At 54.7% G+C, this 21821-nt stretch carries 21 protein-coding genes, 2 tRNA genes and 1 rRNA gene; 6 read left to right on the forward strand and 18 right to left on the reverse strand.

The annotated features are described in order from the left end of the window. Positions 1–187: 187 nt before the first annotated feature. The 4 genes from CKQ53_RS01695 to gmhB all read right to left on the reverse strand — a co-directional run bounded on the left by CKQ53_RS01695 (position 188) and on the right by gmhB (position 3015). Positions 188–263: transfer RNA gene (locus CKQ53_RS01695), tRNA-Ala, on the reverse strand. 125 nt (positions 264–388) lie between these two features. After that, positions 389–465, reverse strand: a tRNA-Ile gene (locus tag CKQ53_RS01700). Positions 466–537: 72 nt separating this feature from the next. Beyond that, positions 538–2080, reverse strand: a 16S ribosomal RNA gene (locus CKQ53_RS01705). Positions 2081–2442: 362 nt separating this feature from the next. Beyond that, on the reverse strand, positions 2443–3015 hold the full coding sequence (gene gmhB / locus CKQ53_RS01710) for a D-glycero-beta-D-manno-heptose 1,7-bisphosphate 7-phosphatase (protein ID WP_085653435.1): 573 nt from the start codon (positions 3013–3015) through the stop codon (positions 2443–2445). 182 nt (positions 3016–3197) lie between these two features. Between gmhB and metN the strand changes: the two genes are divergently transcribed. The 6 genes from metN (at position 3198) to proS (ending at position 8818) form a co-directional block, all read left to right on the forward strand. Beyond that, positions 3198–4229: a methionine ABC transporter ATP-binding protein MetN gene (gene metN / locus CKQ53_RS01715; RefSeq protein WP_094118891.1), complete on the forward strand. Its 1032-nt coding sequence runs from the start codon at positions 3198–3200 to the stop codon at positions 4227–4229. After that, on the forward strand, positions 4222–4875 hold the full coding sequence (locus tag CKQ53_RS01720) for a methionine ABC transporter permease MetI (protein ID WP_094118890.1): 654 nt from the start codon (positions 4222–4224) through the stop codon (positions 4873–4875). The genes metN and CKQ53_RS01720 overlap by 8 nt, the downstream gene beginning before the upstream one ends. Positions 4876–4939: 64 nt before the next feature. Further along, complete coding sequence (locus CKQ53_RS01725; protein ID WP_085653438.1) at positions 4940–5755, forward strand: MetQ/NlpA family lipoprotein; 816 nt, start codon at positions 4940–4942, stop codon at positions 5753–5755. A gap of 113 nt (positions 5756–5868) precedes the next feature. Further along, on the forward strand, positions 5869–6279 hold the full coding sequence (gene rcsF / locus CKQ53_RS01730; RefSeq protein ID WP_085653439.1) for an Rcs stress response system protein RcsF: 411 nt from the start codon (positions 5869–5871) through the stop codon (positions 6277–6279). After that, the gene (gene tsaA / locus CKQ53_RS01735) at positions 6276–6983 is read left to right on the forward strand and encodes a tRNA (N6-threonylcarbamoyladenosine(37)-N6)-methyltransferase TrmO (RefSeq protein WP_094118889.1); all 708 of its coding nucleotides are present in this window, start codon (positions 6276–6278) and stop codon (positions 6981–6983) included. The genes rcsF and tsaA overlap by 4 nt, the downstream gene beginning before the upstream one ends. 116 nt (positions 6984–7099) lie before the next feature. Continuing rightward, positions 7100–8818: a proline--tRNA ligase gene (proS, locus tag CKQ53_RS01740; protein ID WP_094118888.1), complete on the forward strand. Its 1719-nt coding sequence runs from the start codon at positions 7100–7102 to the stop codon at positions 8816–8818. Between the two features lie 84 nt (positions 8819–8902). Here the strand turns inward: proS and rpoS are convergent, their stop codons facing one another. The 14 genes from rpoS to CKQ53_RS01810 form a co-directional block, all read right to left on the reverse strand. Then, the gene (gene rpoS / locus CKQ53_RS01745; RefSeq protein WP_085653442.1) at positions 8903–9895 is read right to left on the reverse strand and encodes an RNA polymerase sigma factor RpoS; all 993 of its coding nucleotides are present in this window, start codon (positions 9893–9895) and stop codon (positions 8903–8905) included. Between the two features lie 53 nt (positions 9896–9948). Next, complete coding sequence (gene nlpD, locus CKQ53_RS01750) at positions 9949–11061, reverse strand: murein hydrolase activator NlpD (RefSeq protein WP_085653443.1); 1113 nt, start codon at positions 11059–11061, stop codon at positions 9949–9951. Positions 11062–11317: 256 nt separating this feature from the next. Beyond that, positions 11318–11944 carry a protein-L-isoaspartate(D-aspartate) O-methyltransferase gene (locus CKQ53_RS01755; RefSeq protein ID WP_085653444.1) on the reverse strand — a complete coding sequence of 209 codons (627 nt, stop codon included), beginning with the start codon at positions 11942–11944 and terminating at the stop codon, positions 11318–11320. A 108-nt stretch (positions 11945–12052) separates the two neighbouring features. After that, on the reverse strand, positions 12053–13102 hold the full coding sequence (gene truD, locus CKQ53_RS01760; RefSeq protein WP_085653457.1) for a tRNA pseudouridine(13) synthase TruD: 1050 nt from the start codon (positions 13100–13102) through the stop codon (positions 12053–12055). Further along, complete coding sequence (ispF, locus tag CKQ53_RS01765; RefSeq protein WP_085653445.1) at positions 13102–13599, reverse strand: 2-C-methyl-D-erythritol 2,4-cyclodiphosphate synthase; 498 nt, start codon at positions 13597–13599, stop codon at positions 13102–13104. Before ispF ends, truD begins: the two co-directional genes overlap by 1 nt. Before the next feature lie 17 nt (positions 13600–13616). After that, on the reverse strand, positions 13617–14336 hold the full coding sequence (gene ispD / locus CKQ53_RS01770) for a 2-C-methyl-D-erythritol 4-phosphate cytidylyltransferase (RefSeq protein ID WP_118894571.1): 720 nt from the start codon (positions 14334–14336) through the stop codon (positions 13617–13619). Between the two features lie 2 nt (positions 14337–14338). Continuing rightward, complete coding sequence (ftsB, locus tag CKQ53_RS01775) at positions 14339–14677, reverse strand: cell division protein FtsB (RefSeq protein WP_094118887.1); 339 nt, start codon at positions 14675–14677, stop codon at positions 14339–14341. A gap of 182 nt (positions 14678–14859) precedes the next feature. Next, complete coding sequence (locus CKQ53_RS01780) at positions 14860–15201, reverse strand: DUF3561 family protein (protein WP_118894573.1); 342 nt, start codon at positions 15199–15201, stop codon at positions 14860–14862. A gap of 50 nt (positions 15202–15251) precedes the next feature. Beyond that, complete coding sequence (cysC, locus tag CKQ53_RS01785) at positions 15252–15875, reverse strand: adenylyl-sulfate kinase (protein ID WP_118894575.1); 624 nt, start codon at positions 15873–15875, stop codon at positions 15252–15254. Between the two features lies 1 nt (position 15876). Further along, positions 15877–17304 carry a sulfate adenylyltransferase subunit CysN gene (cysN, locus tag CKQ53_RS01790; RefSeq protein ID WP_118894577.1) on the reverse strand — a complete coding sequence of 476 codons (1428 nt, stop codon included), beginning with the start codon at positions 17302–17304 and terminating at the stop codon, positions 15877–15879. A gap of 11 nt (positions 17305–17315) precedes the next feature. Further along, entirely contained in the window at positions 17316–18224 is a 909-nt protein-coding gene (gene cysD / locus CKQ53_RS01795; RefSeq protein WP_118894579.1) for a sulfate adenylyltransferase subunit CysD, read from the reverse strand. Positions 18225–18235: 11 nt separating this feature from the next. After that, positions 18236–19657: a siroheme synthase CysG gene (cysG, locus tag CKQ53_RS01800; RefSeq protein ID WP_118894581.1), complete on the reverse strand. Its 1422-nt coding sequence runs from the start codon at positions 19655–19657 to the stop codon at positions 18236–18238. Positions 19658–19817: 160 nt separating this feature from the next. After that, positions 19818–20852: a response regulator gene (locus CKQ53_RS01805; RefSeq protein ID WP_118894583.1), complete on the reverse strand. Its 1035-nt coding sequence runs from the start codon at positions 20850–20852 to the stop codon at positions 19818–19820. A 232-nt stretch (positions 20853–21084) separates the two neighbouring features. Continuing rightward, complete coding sequence (locus tag CKQ53_RS01810) at positions 21085–21819, reverse strand: phosphoadenylyl-sulfate reductase (RefSeq protein WP_085653454.1); 735 nt, start codon at positions 21817–21819, stop codon at positions 21085–21087. Between the last annotated feature and the right edge of the window lie 2 nt (positions 21820–21821).

The raw sequence follows: 21821 nt of genomic DNA on the forward strand, positions 1-21821 counted from the left end.
GAAGGTGTTTCGTAAAACACTTCGCGCTGCGATTATTTGAGAGACTCTGATACAACCAAATCACATCTCAGTACTGCACGGAGAGATATGTTCAGCTGCATCGTTTCAAATTTCAGCTTGTTCCAGATTGTTAAAGAGCAAAATACTTCACAGCATACTGTTGCCAATACGCTCTGAAGTCTTTGTATGGTGGAGCTATGCGGGATCGAACCGCAGACCTCCTGCGTGCAAAGCAGGCGCTCTCCCAGCTGAGCTATAGCCCCAAATCAGTTATACCTCTGTCAACCCATCTCATGATGAGTCGACCAATTCTTTTTCAGGCAAGGCGGAGTCTCACGACGTTTACTCAAGTAAACGAGTGGGGCGACAACGCAGCATGGGAAGGAATTGGTAGGCCTGAGTGGACTTGAACCACCGACCTCACCCTTATCAGGGGTGCGCTCTAACCACCTGAGCTACAAGCCTATAAAGGTATTTCTGCTCGTTCTTCTTTCATCAGACAATCTGTGTGAGCACTTCACTAGCACTTCACTTTGGTAAGGAGGTGATCCAACCGCAGGTTCCCCTACGGTTACCTTGTTACGACTTCACCCCAGTCATGAATCACAAAGTGGTAAGCGCCCTCCCGAAGGTTAAGCTACCTACTTCTTTTGCAACCCACTCCCATGGTGTGACGGGCGGTGTGTACAAGGCCCGGGAACGTATTCACCGTAGCATTCTGATCTACGATTACTAGCGATTCCGACTTCATGGAGTCGAGTTGCAGACTCCAATCCGGACTACGACGCACTTTATGAGGTCCGCTTACTCTCGCAAGTTCGCTTCTCTTTGTATGCGCCATTGTAGCACGTGTGTAGCCCTACTCGTAAGGGCCATGATGACTTGACGTCATCCCCACCTTCCTCCGGTTTATCACCGGCAGTCTCCTTTGAGTTCCCACCATTATGTGCTGGCAACAAAGGATAAGGGTTGCGCTCGTTGCGGGACTTAACCCAACATTTCACAACACGAGCTGACGACAGCCATGCAGCACCTGTCTCAGAGTTCCCGAAGGCACTAAAGCATCTCTGCTAAATTCTCTGGATGTCAAGAGTAGGTAAGGTTCTTCGCGTTGCATCGAATTAAACCACATGCTCCACCGCTTGTGCGGGCCCCCGTCAATTCATTTGAGTTTTAACCTTGCGGCCGTACTCCCCAGGCGGTCGACTTAACGCGTTAGCTCCGGAAGCCACAGTTCAAGACCGCAACCTCCAAGTCGACATCGTTTACAGCGTGGACTACCAGGGTATCTAATCCTGTTTGCTCCCCACGCTTTCGCACCTGAGCGTCAGTCTTTGTCCAGGGGGCCGCCTTCGCCACCGGTATTCCTCCAGATCTCTACGCATTTCACCGCTACACCTGGAATTCTACCCCCCTCTACAAGACTCTAGCTTGCCAGTTTCAAATGCAGTTCCCAAGTTAAGCTCGGGGATTTCACATCTGACTTAACAAACCGCCTGCGTGCGCTTTACGCCCAGTCATTCCGATTAACGCTTGCACCCTCCGTATTACCGCGGCTGCTGGCACGGAGTTAGCCGGTGCTTCTTCTGCGGGTAACGTCAATGAATAAGGCTATTAACCTTACTCCCTTCCTCCCCGCTGAAAGTACTTTACAACCCGAAGGCCTTCTTCATACACGCGGCATGGCTGCATCAGGGTTTCCCCCATTGTGCAATATTCCCCACTGCTGCCTCCCGTAGGAGTCTGGACCGTGTCTCAGTTCCAGTGTGGCTGGTCATCCTCTCAGACCAGCTAGAGATCGTCGCCTAGGTGGGCCTTTACCCCGCCTACTAGCTAATCCCATCTGGGTTCATCCGATGGTGTGAGGCCCGAAGGTCCCCCACTTTGGTCTTGCGACGTTATGCGGTATTAGCTACCGTTTCCAGTAGTTATCCCCCTCCATCGGGCAGATCCCCAGACATTACTCACCCGTCCGCCGCTCGCCGGCAAAGTAGCAAGCTACTTTCCGCTGCCGCTCGACTTGCATGTGTTAGGCCTGCCGCCAGCGTTCAATCTGAGCCATGATCAAACTCTTCAATTAAAAGCTTGATTTGCTAAGTTAATAGCGATGCTCAAAGAATTTACTGTTCATTCGTAATGAATTAACTGTTGTTCACTCTTCAAGACTTTTTCGTATCTAGTTGCGATAGTGTCTTGTGAGTGCCCACACAGATTGTCTGATTAAATTGTTAAAGAGCGTTTCGTTGCCGCCGAGGCGACTAACGTGAGGCCGCGTATATTACGCTTACCTCATTCAGAGTCAACGACTTTTTTCGTTTTTCTCCGACTGTCACTGCGATGCGTTGTCCGCTTTGCCGTGTCAGTGGGAGCGCATTATAGGGATCTCTCCGGGTTGCACAACCCCTTTTTTAATCTTTTTTACTATCCGCCTACTTTTACGTCTCAATGCCTGTTTTTTATGCTTTTTATGGCTTTTGGCAGGTCTGCCAGGCTCTCTATTACGCAATCAGCCAGGTTTTCGCCCTCTTCCGTGACCGGTTTACCGGTACGTACGAGAACTTTAGTGCCTACCCCTGCGGCTGCGGCTGCCTGCATATCTTCTACTTTGTCACCCACCATATAAGAAGAAGCCATGTCGATGTGCAGATGTTCCTGCGCAGACTTGAACATGCCCGGCTGCGGTTTACGGCAGTCACACGTTTGACGATACTCCTCTTCCGAACCTTCAGGATGATGCGGACAGAAATAGATACCATCCAGATCTACCCCGCGATCGGCCAACGACCAATCCATCCATTCCGTCAGCTGCATAAACTGGTCTTCGGTGAATTTACCGCGCGCGATACCCGACTGATTGGTGATCAGCACCAAGGCGAACCCCATGGATTTGAGCTCACGCATTGCATCAATCACGCCATCGATAAACTGAAACTGATCGATTTCGTGTACATAGCCGTGATCGACGTTAATCGTACCGTCACGGTCGAGAAAAATTGCTGGAACGCTGGTTGCCACTTTACTTTGCTCCCGATACAGAAAATTGCGCCGTAGTATCGCAGTTTTCACTGCTGGAGAGAATGATAGCAGAGTTACAATCTCGATTGACTTGGACGTCTAGACGCCTTAGCATCCCGACAACAAATAGTCAGTATAAGTAAGTGTTATTCATCGGCCCGCGGCCCCTATTGATAGAACTCATGATAAAACTTTCTCGTATTACAAAGACGTTCCAGCAAAACGGTCGAGCCATCACGGCGCTCGACGACGTTACGCTACATGTACCGGCGGGCCAAATCTATGGCGTCATCGGCTCTTCTGGCGCGGGTAAAAGTACCTTAATCCGCTGCATTAACTTACTGGAGCGCCCGACATCAGGCACAGTTCTGGTCGCTGAACAGAATTTGATGACATTATCAAGCAGCGAGCTGACTCAAGCTCGCCGCCAAATCGGGATGATTTTCCAGCATTTCAATCTGCTCTCGTCTCGTACCGTATTTGGTAATGTCGCATTGCCGCTGGAGTTGGATAACCTGCCGTCCGCCAAGATCAAACAGCGCGTCAATGAGCTGCTGGAGCTGGTTGGACTGTCGGATAAACACGATGTGTATCCCGCCAACCTCTCTGGCGGACAGAAACAGCGCGTGGCTATCGCCCGCGCATTGGCCAGCAACCCCAAGGTTCTGTTGTGCGATGAAGCCACCAGTGCACTGGACCCGGCCACCACTCGCGCTATTTTGGAATTGCTGAAAGATATCAATCGCCGTCTGGGATTGACCATTCTGCTGATCACCCATGAAATGGATGTCGTGAAGCGTATCTGCGATCAGGTCGCCGTAATTAGTGAAGGACGTCTGATTGAGCAGGACACCGTTGGGCAGATGTTCTCTCATCCCAAAACACCGCTGGCTCAGAAGTTCATCCACTCCACGTTACATCTGGATATTCCAGACGACTATGTCGCCCGCATGACGCCGGCACCCCGTGAAGGCAGCATTCCTTTACTGCGCATGGAGTTTACCGGCCAGTCTGTGGATGCTCCCTTACTGTCTGAAATCGCACGGCGCTTCAACGTAAACAACAATATTATCAGTGCGCAGATGGATTACGCAGGCGGGGTTAAGTTCGGCGTCATGCTGGCGGAAATGGCCGGCACGGAAGCAGAGACCACCGCAGCAATCAAATTCCTGCAAGATAACCATGCAAATATAGAGGTACTCGGTTATGTCTGAAGCCATGATGTGGTTAATGGCCCGCGGCGTGTGGGAAACAATAGTGATGACCCTAGTGTCAGGCTTTTTCGGCTTCGTACTAGGGCTGCCTGTTGGCGTTCTTCTTTATATAACGCGTCCGGGACAAATTATTGCCAATCCCAAACTTTATCGGGCGCTTTCAGCCATCGTGAACATCTTCCGTTCCATCCCCTTCATTATATTGCTGGTATGGATGATTCCGTTTACCCGAATGATTGTCGGCACCTCGATTGGTCTCCAGGCTGCAATCGTGCCGCTCACCGTGGGCGCCGCGCCGTTTATCGCCCGTATGGTGGAAAATGCGCTGTTGGAAATCCCCGGAGGATTGATCGAAGCCGCGCGGGCAATGGGTGCCACACCGATGCAAATCATTAAAAAGATCTTACTGCCTGAAGCTTTACCGGGCCTGATTAACGCTGCGACTATCACATTGATTACCCTGGTGGGCTATTCTGCAATGGGAGGCGCCGTGGGCGCAGGCGGCTTGGGACAAATCGGTTATCAGTATGGTTATGTCGGTTATAACTCCACGGTGATGAATACCGTATTAGTGCTGTTGGTTGTGTTGGTTTTTATCATTCAATTCTGCGGCGATCGCGCAGTACAGGCTGTCACTCGCAAGTAATTGTTCCATTGCCATGCACCTTGAAAGTGCGTGATAACAAGACTGTTAAGCAGAGGTAAGGAATATGGCTATTAAATTGAAATCTATCGCCGCAGTAGGCGCATTGGTCGGTGCTCTGGCGCTGGCAGGATGCGGACAAGAAGAAAAAGACCCTAACCATATCAAGGTTGGCGTCATTGTCGGTGCCGAACAGCAGGTCGCGGAAGTGGCTCAAAAAGTGGCCAAGGAAAAATACGGTCTGGATGTCGAGCTGGTGACCTTTAACGATTATGTCCTTCCCAACGAAGCGCTGAGCAAAGGCGATATCGATCTGAACGCTTTCCAGCACAAACCGTATCTGGATCAGCAGATCAAAGATCGCGGCTATAAACTGGTTTCCGTCGGTAACACCTTCGTTTACCCCATCGCGGGCTACTCAAAGAAAATCAAATCGCTGAACGAGCTGCAGGACGGCGCACAGGTCGCTATTCCTAACGACCCGACCAACCTGGGCCGTTCCCTGCTGCTGCTTCAGAAAGTCGGTCTGATCAAACTGAAAGACAATGTTGGACTGATGCCGACCTCACTGGATATCGTCGAAAACCCGAAACATGTGAAGCTGGTAGAACTGGAAGCGCCGCAATTACCGCGCTCGCTGGACGATGACCAGATCGCTCTGGCCGTTATCAATACCACCTACGCCAGCCAGATCAATCTGACACCGACTAAAGACGGATTGTTTGTAGAAGATAAAGACTCTCCTTACGTCAACCTGCTGGTGGCCCGCGAAGACAATAAAGATGCGGAAAACGTGAAGAAGTTTGTCAGCGCTTATCAGTCTGATGAAGTGAATCAGGCCGCATTAAAAACGTTTAATGGCGGTGCCGTCAAAGGCTGGTAAGTTTCTCATTGCATGAAACGATAAAATATCCTACTGACGGGCCTCGGCCCGTCTTGTTATTTTTCGCGTAGCTTGCTTCAATAAGCGCACTTATGAAAGCCAGAGGAAAAGCTATGCGTGCCTTGCCCATTGTCATGTTATCGCTGTCGCTGACAGGATGTTCTCTGCTACACAAATCGATTACACCCTCCACATCACAGCCCCAGACACCGTCATCCGTTGAAACAACACCTAAACCCAAACCGGCTCCCCCTGCTACGCCCGCCGTTCTGTATAAAAGCGCTGAAGAGCTGGTTGGAAAACCTTTCCACGATATGGGCGAAGTCTCCGGTTCCTCATGCCAGGTAACGGCTCAGGATCCCCAGCCCAGCATCGCCACCGCAAGAAAAAGATTACAAAGCCGGGCGACCAGCCTGAAAGCCAATGCGGTCCTGCTGCATGAGTGCCAGATTGTGAGCGATGTCGACAGCTGCTATCGCCAGGCCATCTGTGAAGGCACAGCGCTGAAAGTCTCCTCTCAATGAGCGAGTTCAGCTTCGATCAGATCGGTGTTATCCGTTCCCCGTATAAAGAGAAGTTTGCCGTCCCCCGACAGCCGGGCCTGATTGAAGATGGAGGAGGCGAACTGCACCTGCTGCCGCCTTATAACCAGCCGGAAGCCGTGCGCGGGCTTTCCGACTTCAGCCATCTATGGGTGCTATTTGTGTTTCATCAAACGGCGTCTGCTGGCTGGCGTCCCACGGTACGACCTCCTCGTCTGGGAGGTAATGCGCGCATGGGCGTCTTCGCTACCCGTTCGACGTTTCGTCCCAATCCTGTCGGGATGTCTCTGGTGGAACTGAAAGGCGTGCGCGCCGACAAGCACGAACTGGTGCTGGAACTCGGTAGCCTGGATCTGGTGGATGGCACGCCAGTCATTGATATCAAGCCTTACCTTCCCTTCGCTGAAAGCCAGCCACAGGCACAAGCCGGTTTTGCGCCCTGTGCGCCGGACGCAGATATGCCGGTAACATTTTCCCCACAGGCGGAACAACAGCTGATTGCATGGCACAATCGCTATCCTCATTTACGCCGTTTTATCACGCAGGTATTAGCGCAAGATCCGCGTCCGGCCTATCGCAAAATGAGCCACGATGAGAAGGAATATGCCGCGCTATTACTGGAATTCAACGTGCGCTGGAAGGTGACCGGCGGACAAACAGAAGTAATATGCCTGGATAGCCGTTAAAAAACGTCTGCATCTCTTTTGGGGAACGTTCCTCGCTGGTAAACTAAGCCACTTTTTATTTATGCTCAGGCCCCATCGGCCCACGCCATTTATCGTTCTTACGGAACTACAACACCATGCGTACAAGTCAATATTTGCTCTCCACTCAAAAGGAGACGCCCGCCGACGCCGAGGTTATCAGTCATCAGCTGATGCTGCGCGCAGGAATGATTCGTAAACTCGCCTCAGGTCTCTATACCTGGTTACCGACGGGTTTGCGCGTTTTGAAAAAAGTCGAAAATATCGTGCGTGAAGAAATGAACAGCGCCGGCGCCATCGAAATTTCGATGCCCGTTGTTCAGCCTGCAGACCTGTGGCAGGAGAGCGGTCGTTGGGAGCAGTATGGTCCCGAGCTGCTGCGCTTCGCCGATCGCGGCGAGCGTCCGTTTGTGTTGGGCCCGACGCATGAAGAAGTCATCACCGATCTGGTGCGTAATGAAATCAGCTCCTACAAACAGCTGCCGCTGACGTTCTACCAAATCCAGACTAAGTTCCGTGACGAAGTCCGTCCGCGTTTCGGTATTATGCGCGCACGCGAGTTCCTGATGAAAGACGCCTACTCTTTCCATACGTCTCAGGAATCCCTGCAAGCGACGTATGACGCTCTCTATTCGGCGTACACCAAAATCTTCAACCGGATGGATCTGAACTTCCGGGCCGTACAAGCAGATACCGGTTCTATCGGCGGCAGCGCCTCTCACGAATTCCAGGTCCTGGCCGCCTGTGGTGAAGACGATATCGTCTTTTCCACCGAATCGGACTTCGCCGCGAATATCGAATTAGCCGAAGCGGTCTCGCCGAACGTTGAACGCGCCGCGCCGACGCAGGACATGACGCTGGTAGAAACGCCCAACGCCAAAACCATCGCCGAGCTGGTCGAACAGTTCAATGTTCCGGTAGAAAAAACGGTTAAAACGCTGCTCGTGAAAGCGACAGAAGAAAGCGCTCATCCGCTGGTTGCCCTGCTGGTTCGCGGCGATCACGAACTGAACGAAGTAAAAGCCGAGAAACTGGAGCTGGTCGCCAGCCCACTGACTTTCGCCACGGAAGAAGAAATTCGCGCGTTAGTGAATGCAGGTCCGGGATCGCTGGGTCCAGTCAATCTGTCCTTGCCGGTCGTTATCGACAGAACCGTTGCCGTAATGAGCGATTTCAGCGCGGGCGCCAACATCGACGGCAAACACTATTTCGGCATCAACTGGGAGCGTGACGTCGCGCTGCCGCAGGTTGCCGATCTCCGCAAAGTGGTTGAAGGCGACCAGAGCCCGGACGGCAAAGGCACGCTGCAGATCAAACGCGGTATCGAAGTCGGTCATATCTTCCAGCTTGGCACCAAATACTCAGAAGCGATGAAGGCGACGGTTCAGGGCGAAGACGGCCGCAACCAGACGCTGACGATGGGCTGCTATGGTATCGGTATCTCCCGCGTGATCGCCGCTGCGATTGAACAGAACCATGACGATCGCGGAATTATCTGGCCGGACGTGCTTGCACCGTTCCAGGTCGCTATTCTGCCGATGAACATGCATAAATCCTTCCGCGTGAAAGAAGTCGCAGAACGTATTTACCAGCAATTGCGCGATAACGGCGTGGAAGTCTTGATGGACGACCGTAAAGAAAGGCCTGGCGTGATGTTCGCGGACATGGAGCTGATCGGTATTCCGCACACTATCGTGATTGGCGATCGTAACCTGGACAACGATGATATCGAGTACAAAAACCGTCGTCAGGGTGAGAAACAGATGATTAAGACCGATGAGGTGGTGGACTTCCTGCTCTCGCAGGTCGTGCGTTAATCACAATTACACGCCGGTTTCAGTCATAAAAAATGGTGGGTTGCCCCACCATTTTTTTATTCTCGTCACCGTGATAAGTGGTGATTATGCACGGAACAGCTCTTCAATATCGAGCCCCTGCGTTTGCAGGATTTCACGCAGACGGCGTAGTCCTTCAACCTGAATCTGACGCACGCGTTCGCGAGTCAGACCAATTTCACGACCTACATCTTCCAACGTGGCCGCTTCATAACCCAGAAGGCCGAAGCGACGAGCAAGAACTTCTCGCTGTTTTGCATTTAGTTCGAACAACCATTTAACGATATTTTGCTTCATATCGTTATCCTGCGTAGTGTCCTCAGGACCGTTGTCTTTCTCATCGGCCAGAATATCCAGCAACGCCTTTTCAGAATCCCCGCCCAGAGGCGTGTCAACGGAAGTAATACGTTCGTTCAGACGCAACATACGGTTCACGTCATCAACTGGTTTATCGAGCTGTTCGGCAATTTCTTCCGCACTGGGCTCATGATCTAGCTTATGGGATAACTCGCGTGCTGTGCGCAGGTAAACGTTAAGTTCTTTGACAATGTGAATCGGTAAACGGATGGTGCGGGTTTGATTCATGATCGCCCGCTCTATGGTCTGCCTGATCCACCAGGTTGCATACGTTGAAAAACGGAACCCTCTTTCGGGGTCAAACTTTTCAACGGCTCGGATCAGACCAAGATTCCCTTCTTCAATCAGGTCCAGCAAGGCTAGCCCCCGATTGTTATAACGACGGGCGATTTTCACCACCAACCGCAGGTTACTCTCGATCATACGTTTGCGTGATGATACGTCACCACGCAACGCTCGCCGGGCAAAATAAACCTCTTCTTCGGCGGTTAAAAGAGGCGAATAGCCAATTTCTCCCAGATAGAGTTGAGTAGCATCTAAAACACGCTGGGTGCTAACTTGTGACAATAACTCATCATCTAAAGAGTCATTGTCACTGGTTTCTTCCTCAGCCAGCGCTTTATCGTCAAATACGTCAAGCCCATTCTCGTCGAAATCAGTATCTTCATGTAACTCGTTAACTTTCAGCGTACTTTGGCTCATAAGCGGCTCCTACCCGTGATCCCTTGGCAGAATACCGAAGCACTCTGCCCGATTTAACGCTGCGGAATAAAACGCAGCGGGTTTACGGATTTCCCCTTGTAACGAATTTCAAAATGCAAGCGTACTGAACTGGTTCCGGTGCTACCCATGGTAGCTATTTGTTGTCCCGCCTTAACCTCTTGTTGTTCCCGGACCAGCATGGTTTCGTTATGGGCATAGGCGCTCAGGTAGTCATCATTATGCTTGATGATTATCAGATTCCCGTAACCGCGCAAAGCGTTGCCCGCGTACACCACACGCCCTCCGGCGGTAGCAACCACGGTTTGCCCACGTGAGCCAGCGATATCAATCCCTTTATTTCCCCCCTCAGAGGCTGAGAAATTATCTATGACTTTCCCATCTGTAGGCCAACGCCAACCAGTAATAGCGGCATTACTGCTGCTAGGTACCGGCGTTGGTTCGGTAGCAGGAGCGGAAACTGCAGCCCCTGTAGCAGGTAACATCTTACCCACATTCTGTTTACCCGAATTTGCAGAATACGCATTAGTTGAGGTGGAATCAACCTGTGAAGTTTGTATTTGCGTACTGTTCGACGGCAGAGAAACGCCTCCTGCCGCCGCATTCGCTGGAAGCATATGCCCACTGCGTGAACTGGAAGTGGTCATAACGGGGGCTGGCGGCACGCTGGCAACCGCCATACCCTGCCCTGCGCTGGTGTTCATATTGTTGCCCAACGCCAAACTCTGACCGACATTCAAACTGTAAGGTTCTGGGATATTATTGCGCTGCGCCAGCTCACGGTAATCATTACCCGTGATCCACGCGATGTAGAACAGCGTATCGCCGCGTTTTACGGTATAGGTGTTCCCGGTATAGCTTCCCTTGGGAATCGCGTCATAGCTACGGTTATAGACGATTTTACCGCCTTGCGAGGCAACCGGAGTGGAAGTGACCGGCGTGCTGACAGCAGCGACAGGTCGTGAGTTCGCCGATGAAGAGAGGCGTGGTGGTGACGCGATCGCGCCGCTACGGCCAGAGGCATTGCCACCATCGCCCACGCTGCTGATCGAGGCAGGCTGATCGTTACCGTCAGCGCAGCCCGCCAACCCCAGAGCAATTGCCGTACATACCGCGAGCTGACGCCAGTTCATCATTTGGCTCCCCATGCGCCGAATCCCCCTATGACCCAAAATTGACTCGTTAAATGTCGCTAGCTGTCTCAAAAATTGGCGATATCGCTAAGCTCAGGAACCCGTTGTTCCGTCGCAAACTCAGCAACGCGCCGCCGTGATCGTTATCGAAACGGACACCGACGGGCCACCCGAGACAGCACCATTCGTTGATGCTAGCAATATCAACAAATTAGTACCATAAGATAGTTGTATTGAAATTTTAAGGCGGGCACGCGCTCAGCACGAAGAATCAGGCCAATTCGCCTTTGACCAGAGGCACAAAGCGAACCCCCTCAACGGTTTGAATCATCAACTCGCCGTTGATGCGCTGAACTACTTTAAGCGTTTGCTGCTCTTCGCCAACCGGCAATACCATGATGCCGCCTTCATCCAGCTGTTCCATCAGAGCAACAGGAATTTCCGGCGGCGCAGCCGTAACGATAATCGCGTCGAAAGGCCCTTTGGACGCCCATCCCAACCAGCCATCACCATGCCGCGTGGACACATTATGCAGATCGAGCTGCTTGAGACGACGTTTAGCCTGCCACTGGAGTCCCTTGATACGCTCCACAGAGCACACGTGACGCACCATATGCGCCAGCACGGCAGTTTGATACCCCGACCCCGTACCTATCTCCAAAACCCGGGATACGGGCGTCAGACGCAGCAATTCGGTCATTCTGGCGACCATGTAAGGTTGGGATATCGTCTGGCCAGAACCTATGGGCAACGCCGTATTTTCGTAGGCTTTGTGTTCAAAAGCTTCATCGACAAAGCGTTCCCGCGGTACGGCGGCCATCGCCTGTAACAGGCGTTCATCCTTAATTCCCTGCTGACTCAACTGTTCCAGTAATGTCTGCACGCGTTTGTTCACCATTCCCCGCAAACCCCAGCTTTGGCTAACCTCATCAATGTTGTCTGTGCTGTTCGGACAGGGACTTCGCCCCTGTCACAGCGTAGTGATCTCCGTCGCGATCAAACACCGCTACATACCGCTGTCGAACGCCTGCTCTTCAACCTGCATCAGCTCGCGCACCACGCTGGTGGCATAACAGCCTGACGGCAACCAGAAACGTACGGTGACGACGTCATCATTCTGCCACGACCACGCCATGTGCTGCGGATACAATAAGATAGCCCTACGCGCTGGCTCCAGACGCTCCCGACGCAGCAGCGACAGCAATAATTCGTTATCTTCCAGAGTGGACGCTTCAAATGCCAGCGCATCGGCCTGTGTGCCCGGCTCCCCGTCGCCTGGCAGCGGCGCCGTCACCTGCAGTTCGTGTTCATCAACACGCCGTTGCAATGTCTCCAGCTCGTCTGGCTGTGCAACGAACCAGCTACCACGACCGGTCAACTGCAGCGCGTCTCCGTTCAAGACGGTTTTTTCCAGCTTTTGCGTCAAACGGGCGCTGGCGACACGGTTAAACAGCTCGCTACGACTGGCCGAAAGATAAAAACTGCGTTTACCGCGTTCTTTCACGCGAATCTCATTGTTCGCCCAGCGCCGAGCCTGTTCCAGGTTATTGCCGTTACGACCAAAACGCTGGCTGCCGAAATAGTTAGGGACGCCCTGTTCGGCTATACGTTGTAACCGCGTCTCGATTTCCGCTTTGTCGCTGATTTGGCGAAGCACCAGTGTGAAAGCGTTCCCCTGCAGGGCGCCGATGCGTAGTTTACGGCGGTGACGCGCCGTTTCCAGAATTTCGCAGCCTTCCAGCTCGAAGCTCCGCCAGTCTGGATCGGCTTTACCCGGCATATGCAGACCGAACCATTGTTCGGTCACGGCGTGGCGGTCTTTCAGACCCGCATAGCTGACTGCGCGAGCCGGCAGACGGGCAAACTTAGCCAACGCTTCGGCGACAAAGGACGTATTACAGCCCCGTTTACGTACTCGGACCAGCACATGCTCGCCATCGCCATCTGGCTCGAATCCGAGATCTTCAATCACCTCAAAGTCTTCTGCCGACGCTTTCAGTACGCCGCTTGCGACAGGCTTACCGTGCATCCAGTAGAGCTCGTTAGAGGTTTCCATCACCATGCCACCACTCCCGACGCATCGCTTTTCACCAACAGGGCCACCGCCTCACAGGCAATGCCTTCGCCGCGTCCGGTAAATCCTAGCTGTTCGGTGGTCGTCGCTTTCACGTTGACGTTATCCATATGGCACTGAAGATCTTCCGCCAGATTGACTCTCATTTGCGGAATGTGCGGCGCCATTTTTGGCGCCTGAGCGATAATGGTTACATCCACATTTCCCAGGCGATAACCTTTCTCAGCGATACGGCGCCAGGCTTCCCGCAACAGTTGGCGACTGTCCGCGCCCTTGAAGGCGGGATCGGTATCCGGAAACAGTTTACCAATATCGCCCAGCGCGGCGGCGCCCAACAGCGCGTCGGTGACGGCATGCAACACGACATCGCCGTCGGAGTGCGCCAGCAAACCTTGCGTGTAAGGAACTCTTACGCCACCGAGCACCAGCGGGCCTTCGCCACCGAATTTATGGACATCAAAACCGTGACCGATACGCATCGCACACGCTCCTTTATTTATACAATAGTTTGATTTTCAAGGTTACGAGTCAGATAAAACTCCGCCAGCGCCAGATCTTCCGGTCGGGTGACTTTGATATTATCCGCCCGTCCGCTGACGATCTGAGGATGGTAACCGCAAAACTCTAATGCCGACGCTTCATCGGTAATCTCCGCCCCTTCGGACAGCGCGCGTTCCAGACTGTCTTTCAGCAGCATCAGCGGGAACAGCTGTGGGGTCAGAGCATGCCAGAGCGCGTTCCGCTCTACCGTATGCTCAATATCGCCCTGCGCATTGCCGCGCTTCATGGTATCACGCACCGGCGCGGCCAGAATGCCCCCGACGTCGCTTTGCGAAGTCAGCTCAAGCAAACGAGACAAATCGTCTGGATGCAGGCACGGCCGAGCGGCATCGTGCACCAGTACCCACTCTACACCCTGGACCTGCTGCAAACCGGCCAGCACAGAGTCGGCTCTTTGCCGTCCGCCTTGCACGACCTGAATGCGAGGATCGGACGCCAGCGGCAACGTTTGGAAATAGTCGTCATCAGGGCTGATCGCGATAATTGCCTTACAAATACGGGGATGCTGAAACAGCGCGTCCAGCGTATGTTCCAGAATCGTTTTGTTACCGATGTTCAAATATTGTTTCGGGCGATCGACCTGCATTCTGCTGCCGTTTCCGGCGGCAGGCAATACGGCGATCACTTCAGACAGGTCGTCCTTCGGAGTCAACATACCTAGCGTGGAGTCGAATAAGGGGAAGATTGAGGGGACGTAGAGGTCGAGTTGGCCTGATGGCCCGACTGGTTTGGCACCAGACGATAGAAGGATTCGCCGGGTTTAATCATACTCAGTTCGTTACGCGCGCGCTCTTCAATGGCTTCCTGCCCGCCATTAAGATCGTCGATTTCGGCGAACAGCAGTTCATTACGGGATTTCAACTTGGCATTGCTGGCCTGCTGAACGGCAACGCCGTCCTTCACCCGCACCAAATCGTGAATACCGTTTTTTCCCAGCCAGAGCGAATATTGCAGCCAGCCCAGAAGTACCAATAATAACAGCGTCAGTTTTCCCATCCCGCCCCCTGAAAAGCCGCCTAATCATCCCATAACTTTTATCAGGACTCCACTGTGCGGATGCAAATGCTGAATACAATCCGGCACAGGCACTCCAGAACACCGGACACAACGCGTCAGAAGGGAGGAAGGTTCCGGTGCCATGAGTCCGGCGCAGAGGCCGTCCGGCTATGAATAATAGCCTACCAGCCTGAAATTACCGAAAAGACCAGCCAGAAGCTAAACAGAACGGAACCGCCGCAGCACAGCAGCATCAGCACAACCCGACGCTGCCACAGCAGGCCAAACAGCATGCCCACCAGTACGCAGAGGAGCAATAACGCCAGAAATAGCGGCCAGGTATACAGCATGAGCAGCCGTGTGGCATCAAGGCCGTACAGCCAGAAGGAAAGCGCAAACGCCAGCCAATAAAAACAGAAACCGGCTATCGCCCCGAGGCTGGGGTAAGACACCGGCGTTTCCTGCGAAGGTGGATGGATCTGACGATGCGGCAATAGCGTGACACGCTGTACTGTTTTTCCCATACGACTCGTGTTCCCGGCACAACGCGTTTTGGCAACGCTCAACAAGAATGTTAAGCGTCTATGATAGCCAGACGGCGCAGCATGGCTAACAGTTGAACGATCAAATCTGTTACTAATTGTTCGCCATCCAGATGGGCTTCCGGATGCTCGGGCGCTTCGTAGATCGAGTCGATCCCGGTGAAGTTGCGCAGCTCGCCTGCGCGGGCTTTCTTGTATAACCCTTTCGGATCGCGCGCTTCGCACACCGCCAGCGGCGTGTCCACAAACACCTCAATAAACTGCCGATCCTCAAGCAGATCGCGCACCATCTGCCGTTCGGCGCGATGCGGCGAGATAAACGCGGTGAGCACCACCAGACCGGCGTCCACCATCAACTTGGCGACTTCCCCAACGCGGCGAATATTCTCGCGCCGGTCGTCATCCGTAAATCCCAGATCGCGACACAAAGCATGCCGGACGTTGTCGCCGTCCAGCAAATAGGTGCTGACACCCGCGGCGTAGAGCGCCTGCTCCAGCGCCCCCGCCAACGTTGATTTCCCTGAGCCGGACAGCCCGGTAAACCAGATGACCGCGCCGCGATGACCGTGGCGACGCTCACGGTCCGCTCGCGTCACCGCGTGAGGATGCCACACCACGTTTTCATTCGCAGGCGGCAGGGAATGAGATTCGGACACCTTATTTCCCTCCCAGCAGATCGCGCGCACCCCAATGCGGGAAGTGGCGACGCACCAGGGCGTTCAGCTCCAGTTCAAATGCGCTGTAAGCGCCGGGCTCTTCATAGGTCTGTTCAATACCTTCGCGTACCAGACCCGCGCCCACCGTCACATTGCTCAGGCGGTCAATAAAGATCATCCCGCCAGTGACGTGGTTGTGCGGATAGCGATCCAGCACCAACGGCTCGTCGAAAGTCAGCTCCACCAGTCCAATACCGTTCAACGGTAACGACTCGGTGACTCGCTGGGTCAGCGTGTTGATTTCAACCTGATACTGAATATTTTCGACTCGCGCCCGCGTTTTTTTGCCCGCGATCTTGATGTCGTAGCTCTGCCCGGCGACCAATGGCTGTTCCGCCATCCACACCACATCCACCTGCGCGCTCTGCACCGCTTCCAGCGTTTCTGCATGGTCCACGATCAGATCGCCACGGCTGATATCAATTTCCTTTTCCAGCACCAGCGTCACCGCTTCGCCGACCTGCGCCTGCGGCAGATCGCCATCAAACGTCACGATACGAGCGATGGCGGATTCCACGCCGGAGGGCAGCACCTTCACGCGCTGGCCGACGTGAACCACGCCGGACGCCACCGTCCCCGCGTAGCCACGGAAATCCAGGTTAGGCCGGTTGACATACTGCACCGGGAAACGCAGAGGCTGCGACAAGCTGTGCGGTGCGACATCCACCGTCTCAAGCACTTCCAGCAGCGTAGGGCCGCTATACCAGCTCATCTGCGTGCTGGCCGTCGCCACGTTATCCCCTTCCAGCGCGGAGAGCGGGACGAAGGTCACGTTGAGATCCGCCGGCAGCTGCTGTGCAAAGTCCAGATAGTCCTGCTTGAACTGTTCGAAGACCGACTGCTGATAGTCGACCAGATCCATTTTGTTGACCGCCACCACCAGATGACGGATGCCCAGCAGTGTCGCGATGAAGCTATGACGACGAGTCTGATCCAACACGCCTTTGCGGGCATCGATCAGCAGAATCGCCAGTTCACAGGTGGATGCGCCCGTCGCCATGTTACGCGTGTACTGCTCATGCCCAGGGGTGTCGGCAATGATGAATTTACGCTTTTCGGTAGAGAAATAGCGGTAGGCGACGTCGATGGTGATCCCCTGCTCGCGCTCAGCCTGCAGGCCGTCGACCAGCAGCGCTAAATCCAACTTTTCACCCTGTGTCCCCAACCGTTTGCTGTCGTTGTGCAACGTAGACAGCTGATCTTCGTAGATCTGACGGGTATCGTGCAACAGGCGGCCAATCAGGGTGCTTTTACCGTCGTCGACGCTGCCGCAGGTCAGGAAGCGCAGCAGGCTTTTGTCCTGTTGTGCGAGCAAATAGGCTTCGACTCCGCCCTGATCGGCGATCTGTTTGGCAATATCATGATTCATGCAGCAACTCCTCAGAAATATCCCTGACGCTTTTTCAGCTCCATCGACCCGGCCTGATCGCGGTCGATCATCCGTCCCTGACGCTCGCTCGTGGTGGAGACCAACATTTCCTCGATGATCTCCGGCAGAGTCTGCGCCTGCGACTCGACCGCGCCCGTCAGCGGCCAGCATCCCAGCGTGCGGAAACGCACCATGCGCTGGGTAATGGTTTCACCCGGCTGCGGTTCGAAGCGGTCGTCATCGACCATCATCAGCATACCGTCACGCTCGACCACCGGGCGCTCTGCGGCCAGATACAGCGGAACGATGTCGATGTTTTCCAGGAAGATATACTGCCAGATATCCAGCTCCGTCCAGTTGGACAAGGGGAACACGCGGATGCTTTCGCCCTTATTGATCTGGCCGTTGTAGTTACGCCATAGCTCAGGGCGCTGGTTTTTCGGATCCCAGCGATGGAAGCGGTCGCGGAACGAATAGATACGCTCTTTGGCGCGCGATTTTTCTTCGTCGCGCCGCGCGCCGCCGAAGGCCGCATCAAAGCCATACTTGTTCAGCGCCTGCTTCAACCCTTCGGTTTTCATGATGTCGGTATGCTTCGCGCTACCATGTACGAACGGGTTGATCCCCATCGCGACCCCTTCCGGGTTGCGGTGTACCAGCAGCTCGCAGCCGTATGCCTTGGCCGTGCGGTCACGAAACTCGTACATTTCGCGAAACTTCCAGCCGGTATCGACGTGCAGCAGCGGGAATGGCAGCGTGCCGGGGTAGAACGCCTTGCGCGCCAGATGCAGCATCACCGAGGAGTCTTTACCGATGGAATACATCATCACCGGGTTACTGAACTCCGCCGCGACTTCGCGAATGATATGAATACTTTCTGCTTCAAGCTGTTGCAGATGCGTCAGTCTTTTCTCGTCCATAAAATCGTACCTTAAGCCAAATTCACCACTGTTGGCCGACGTTCTGAGGCCGACACCCGCGAATGATCTCCAAACCAGGCGATTTGCTCATGCAAATTCACCACCTCGCCAATCACCAGCAATGCCGGTGTAGCCGCCTGCCGCGCCAGCGGTTCCAACTGTTGCAATGTACCGGTCAGCACTTGCTGATCCCGGCAGGTCCCGCGACTGATAACGGCGACCGGTGTTTCTGCGGATCGCCCGTTTTCTATCAGTTGACGGCTAATATCCGCCGCTTTCATCGTGCCCATGTAAATCACCAGCGTCTGCCGCTCACGAGCCAGCGTAGACCAGTCCGGCGCTTTGCCGTCGACGCGGTGATGTCCGGTAATGAAAGCCACGCTTTGCGCATAGTCCCGATGCGTCAACGGGATCCCCGCGTAGGCGGTGACGCCCGCCGCGGCCGTCACGCCCGGCACCACCTGGAAGGGGATGCCCGCCTTCGCCACATGCTGCAGCTCCTCGCCGCCGCGGCCAAAAATAAAGGGATCGCCGCCTTTTAGGCGAACGACCCGTTTGCCCTGCTGCGCCAACGTCACCAACCGCTGGTTGATCTCGTCCTGCGGCATCAGATGCGCGCTGGCGCGTTTGCCGACGCAAATCATCTCGGCATCGCGTCGTACCAGCTCCAGCACGTCCGCGCTCACCAGATAGTCGTACAGCACCACGTCCGCCTGCTGGATGACCTGAAGTCCGCGTAACGTCAGCAAACCCGCATCGCCCGGACCGGCGCCCACCAGCGACACCTCGCCTTGCTGGTTCTGAGGTGCCATCAGCTGTTCTTCCAGCGCATCCTCGGCTTCAGCCAGTTTTCCCGACGTCACCAGTGAGGCAAAGCGACTGTCGAACAGGCGCTCCCAGAACCGACGTCGGCCGGTCATCGTCGGCAGTTGCTGTTTGACGCGGCTACGCCAGTTGCCCGCCAGCTCGGCCATCTGCCCCAAACGGGAAGGCAGCAACGCCTCGAGCTTCTCGCGCAGCAAACGCGCCAGTACCGGCGCAGTGCCGCTGGATGAGATCGCCACCATCAACGGAGACCGGTCAATCAACGACGGAAAAATGAAGGAACATTTCGGCTGATCGTCGACCACATTGACCAGTTTTTGCCGACGATCCGCGGCCTCTGAGACCGTTTCATTGAGCTTAGCATCATCGGTAGCCGCGATGACCAGGAACACCGGGTCCAGCTGTTCAGGACTGAACTCACGGGCAATCCAGGCCACTTTTCCGTCGTTCCGCAAAGCATCAAGCGGGACGCACAGCTCGCGCGCCGCCACCCGAACCTCTGCGCCCGCCCGCAGCAGCAGCGTGATTTTACGCATGGCTACTTCGCCGCCGCCCACCACCAGCACGGGGCGCTGCCGCAAATCGGCAAATACAGGGAGATAGTTCACAGATGCCTTTACTAAGATAAAAAAGTGATAATGGGACTATAAATCGAGGGGGTAAGCGTATTGAAATGCCGAATTCGCATGATAAGTTCCGTAATGGAATAAAGGACCACTCTACAAGTCGTAAAAAGCGGACTCATGCCGCCTACGCGGTCACTTGGCCTCAGTCGGTGATCCCGAAATGAGCCAAATGTTCCGTCAGTGAATAGCGGCGCAGATACGCCTTAACCTTCCGTTGCCAACGTTCGTCCAGCGACGTCACTCGGCTATATGTCATTCCGGCCAGCGCGCCACGGTCATCATAAGTATTAATTAACGTCTGGTTTATTGCGTCCTGATTCAGCGCAGGATTCGACCGCTGCTGACGCGCCAACGCATCGACCACCCGCTGCTGCTGGGCAACATCCGGCTTCCAGCGCTGGTGATACAGCCCGCTCAACACGATAAACAGCGGCGGTATACCTTCCTCTCGCGCGGCCTGTAGCCGGGAATGTCCATCTAAAATCACATAGGCGCCCAGCCCCGAGACAAACCACAGCAGGACGGGCGGCAATGCTCCCTCCCGCGCTTTTTTACGCCACCATTTTACCCGTGATGAAGTGGGGTCAACCACGGACAGCGGCAGGAGTTGCGTGCTGTCCCACCACCGGTCGATAAGAAAGACCGAGTCTGACACGGTCAGATCCGGGATGTCTTCCCCAAACAGATCCCAACGCGGGCAATAGTCGCCTGCGGATTGGGGCGCGATAAAACGCCACGCGTTTATCGGCTGCGGCTGGGCAGTGCGTGGCGCAGAAGGCAACACATACGGCATCGGCCGCAGCAGCCATTGGCCATTGTTCAGCAGCGGTTGAGGCGAAGAGAGCAGGCGCTCGGCAAAGAAGCGACACCACCCTGCCTGACGCGCAGTGGACGTTTGCAAGGCTTCAGCGCGCATGACGTCAGCGGACCGAATCGGACTGAGTAATGACCGCTGGCGGATATCTTTGCGAGGACAAAGCACGCTAGCCTCGGCGCCATTCACCGCCACTGACGCCCAGAATAAAGTTTCATCTCCGCAAATCGCCTGCGCCCTGCCCTGCGCGCCCACAAGCAGTTGCAGCGCTCCCGCCGGTCGCTGGCCGGAAGGACTTTCCAGCGCTAATCCCTGCCAGACGCCGTCTCGATCGTCGATGTCTCGCCACCATACTTTCTTCATTTCAGACATCACTCACACGGTCCCATTCTGCAAATGGCGGTAAACATAGTCTGTCGCACCGTGGGCATCAATACACTACCCAATGAACTTCTCTCTTTGCATCAGCAAGTTGCCGCCATCTGTACATAACATCGCGTTCAGGCTGAAAAAGGGTCACTTAATCTAAACGGCAAAGGGAAAAGGGGGAATCTCGCCGCCAAAAGAGAAAGCCCCTCAAACGAGGGGCTTCGGGTCAGCCTTCGTGCAAGCCGCACTCACGCTTCAGCCCGAAGAATCGTGTCTCTTCTTCGCTCATGCCCGGCTCCCACTTGCGGGTGGTATGAGTATCGCCCACCGACAGATAACCCTGATCCCACAGCGGGTGATAGCTCAGGCCATTGGCCTTCAGGTACTGATAGACCTGTCGGTTATCCCAGTCGATGATCGGCAGGAATTTGAATACGCCGCGCTGAATAGCCAGCACCGGCAACGTTTCACGGCTGTTCGACTGCTCGCGGCGCAGGCCCGCAAACCAGGTTTGCGCACCGAGCTCCTGTAGCGCCCGGTTCATCGGCTCCACCTTGTTCATCTGGTTATAGCGCTCGATCCCCTCAACGCCCTGCTCCCATAGCTTGCCATAGCGCGCTTCCTGCCACGCGGGCGACAGCTCGGCACGAAACACTTTCAGGTTTAGCTTCAACTGATCGGTAAGGCTGTCGATGAACTGATAGGTTTCCGGGAACAAGTAGCCGGTGTCCGTCAAGACCACCGGGATTTGCGGACACTGCTGGGTGACCAGATGCAGAGAAATCGCCGCCTGAATCCCGAAGCTCGACGTCAGCACGAACTCGCCCGGCAGATTTTCCAGCGCCCATGCGACTCGGTTTTCGGCAGTCAGGCTTTCCAGCTCGGTGTTAATTGCCGCGAGCTCAGACTCTTGTTCCGGCTTCGGCAACGCGTTGAGCGCCCCCAGATTGAGTGCAGACATCA

The organism is Lonsdalea britannica (assembly GCF_003515985.1).
Lineage (GTDB): Bacteria > Pseudomonadota > Gammaproteobacteria > Enterobacterales > Enterobacteriaceae > Lonsdalea > Lonsdalea britannica.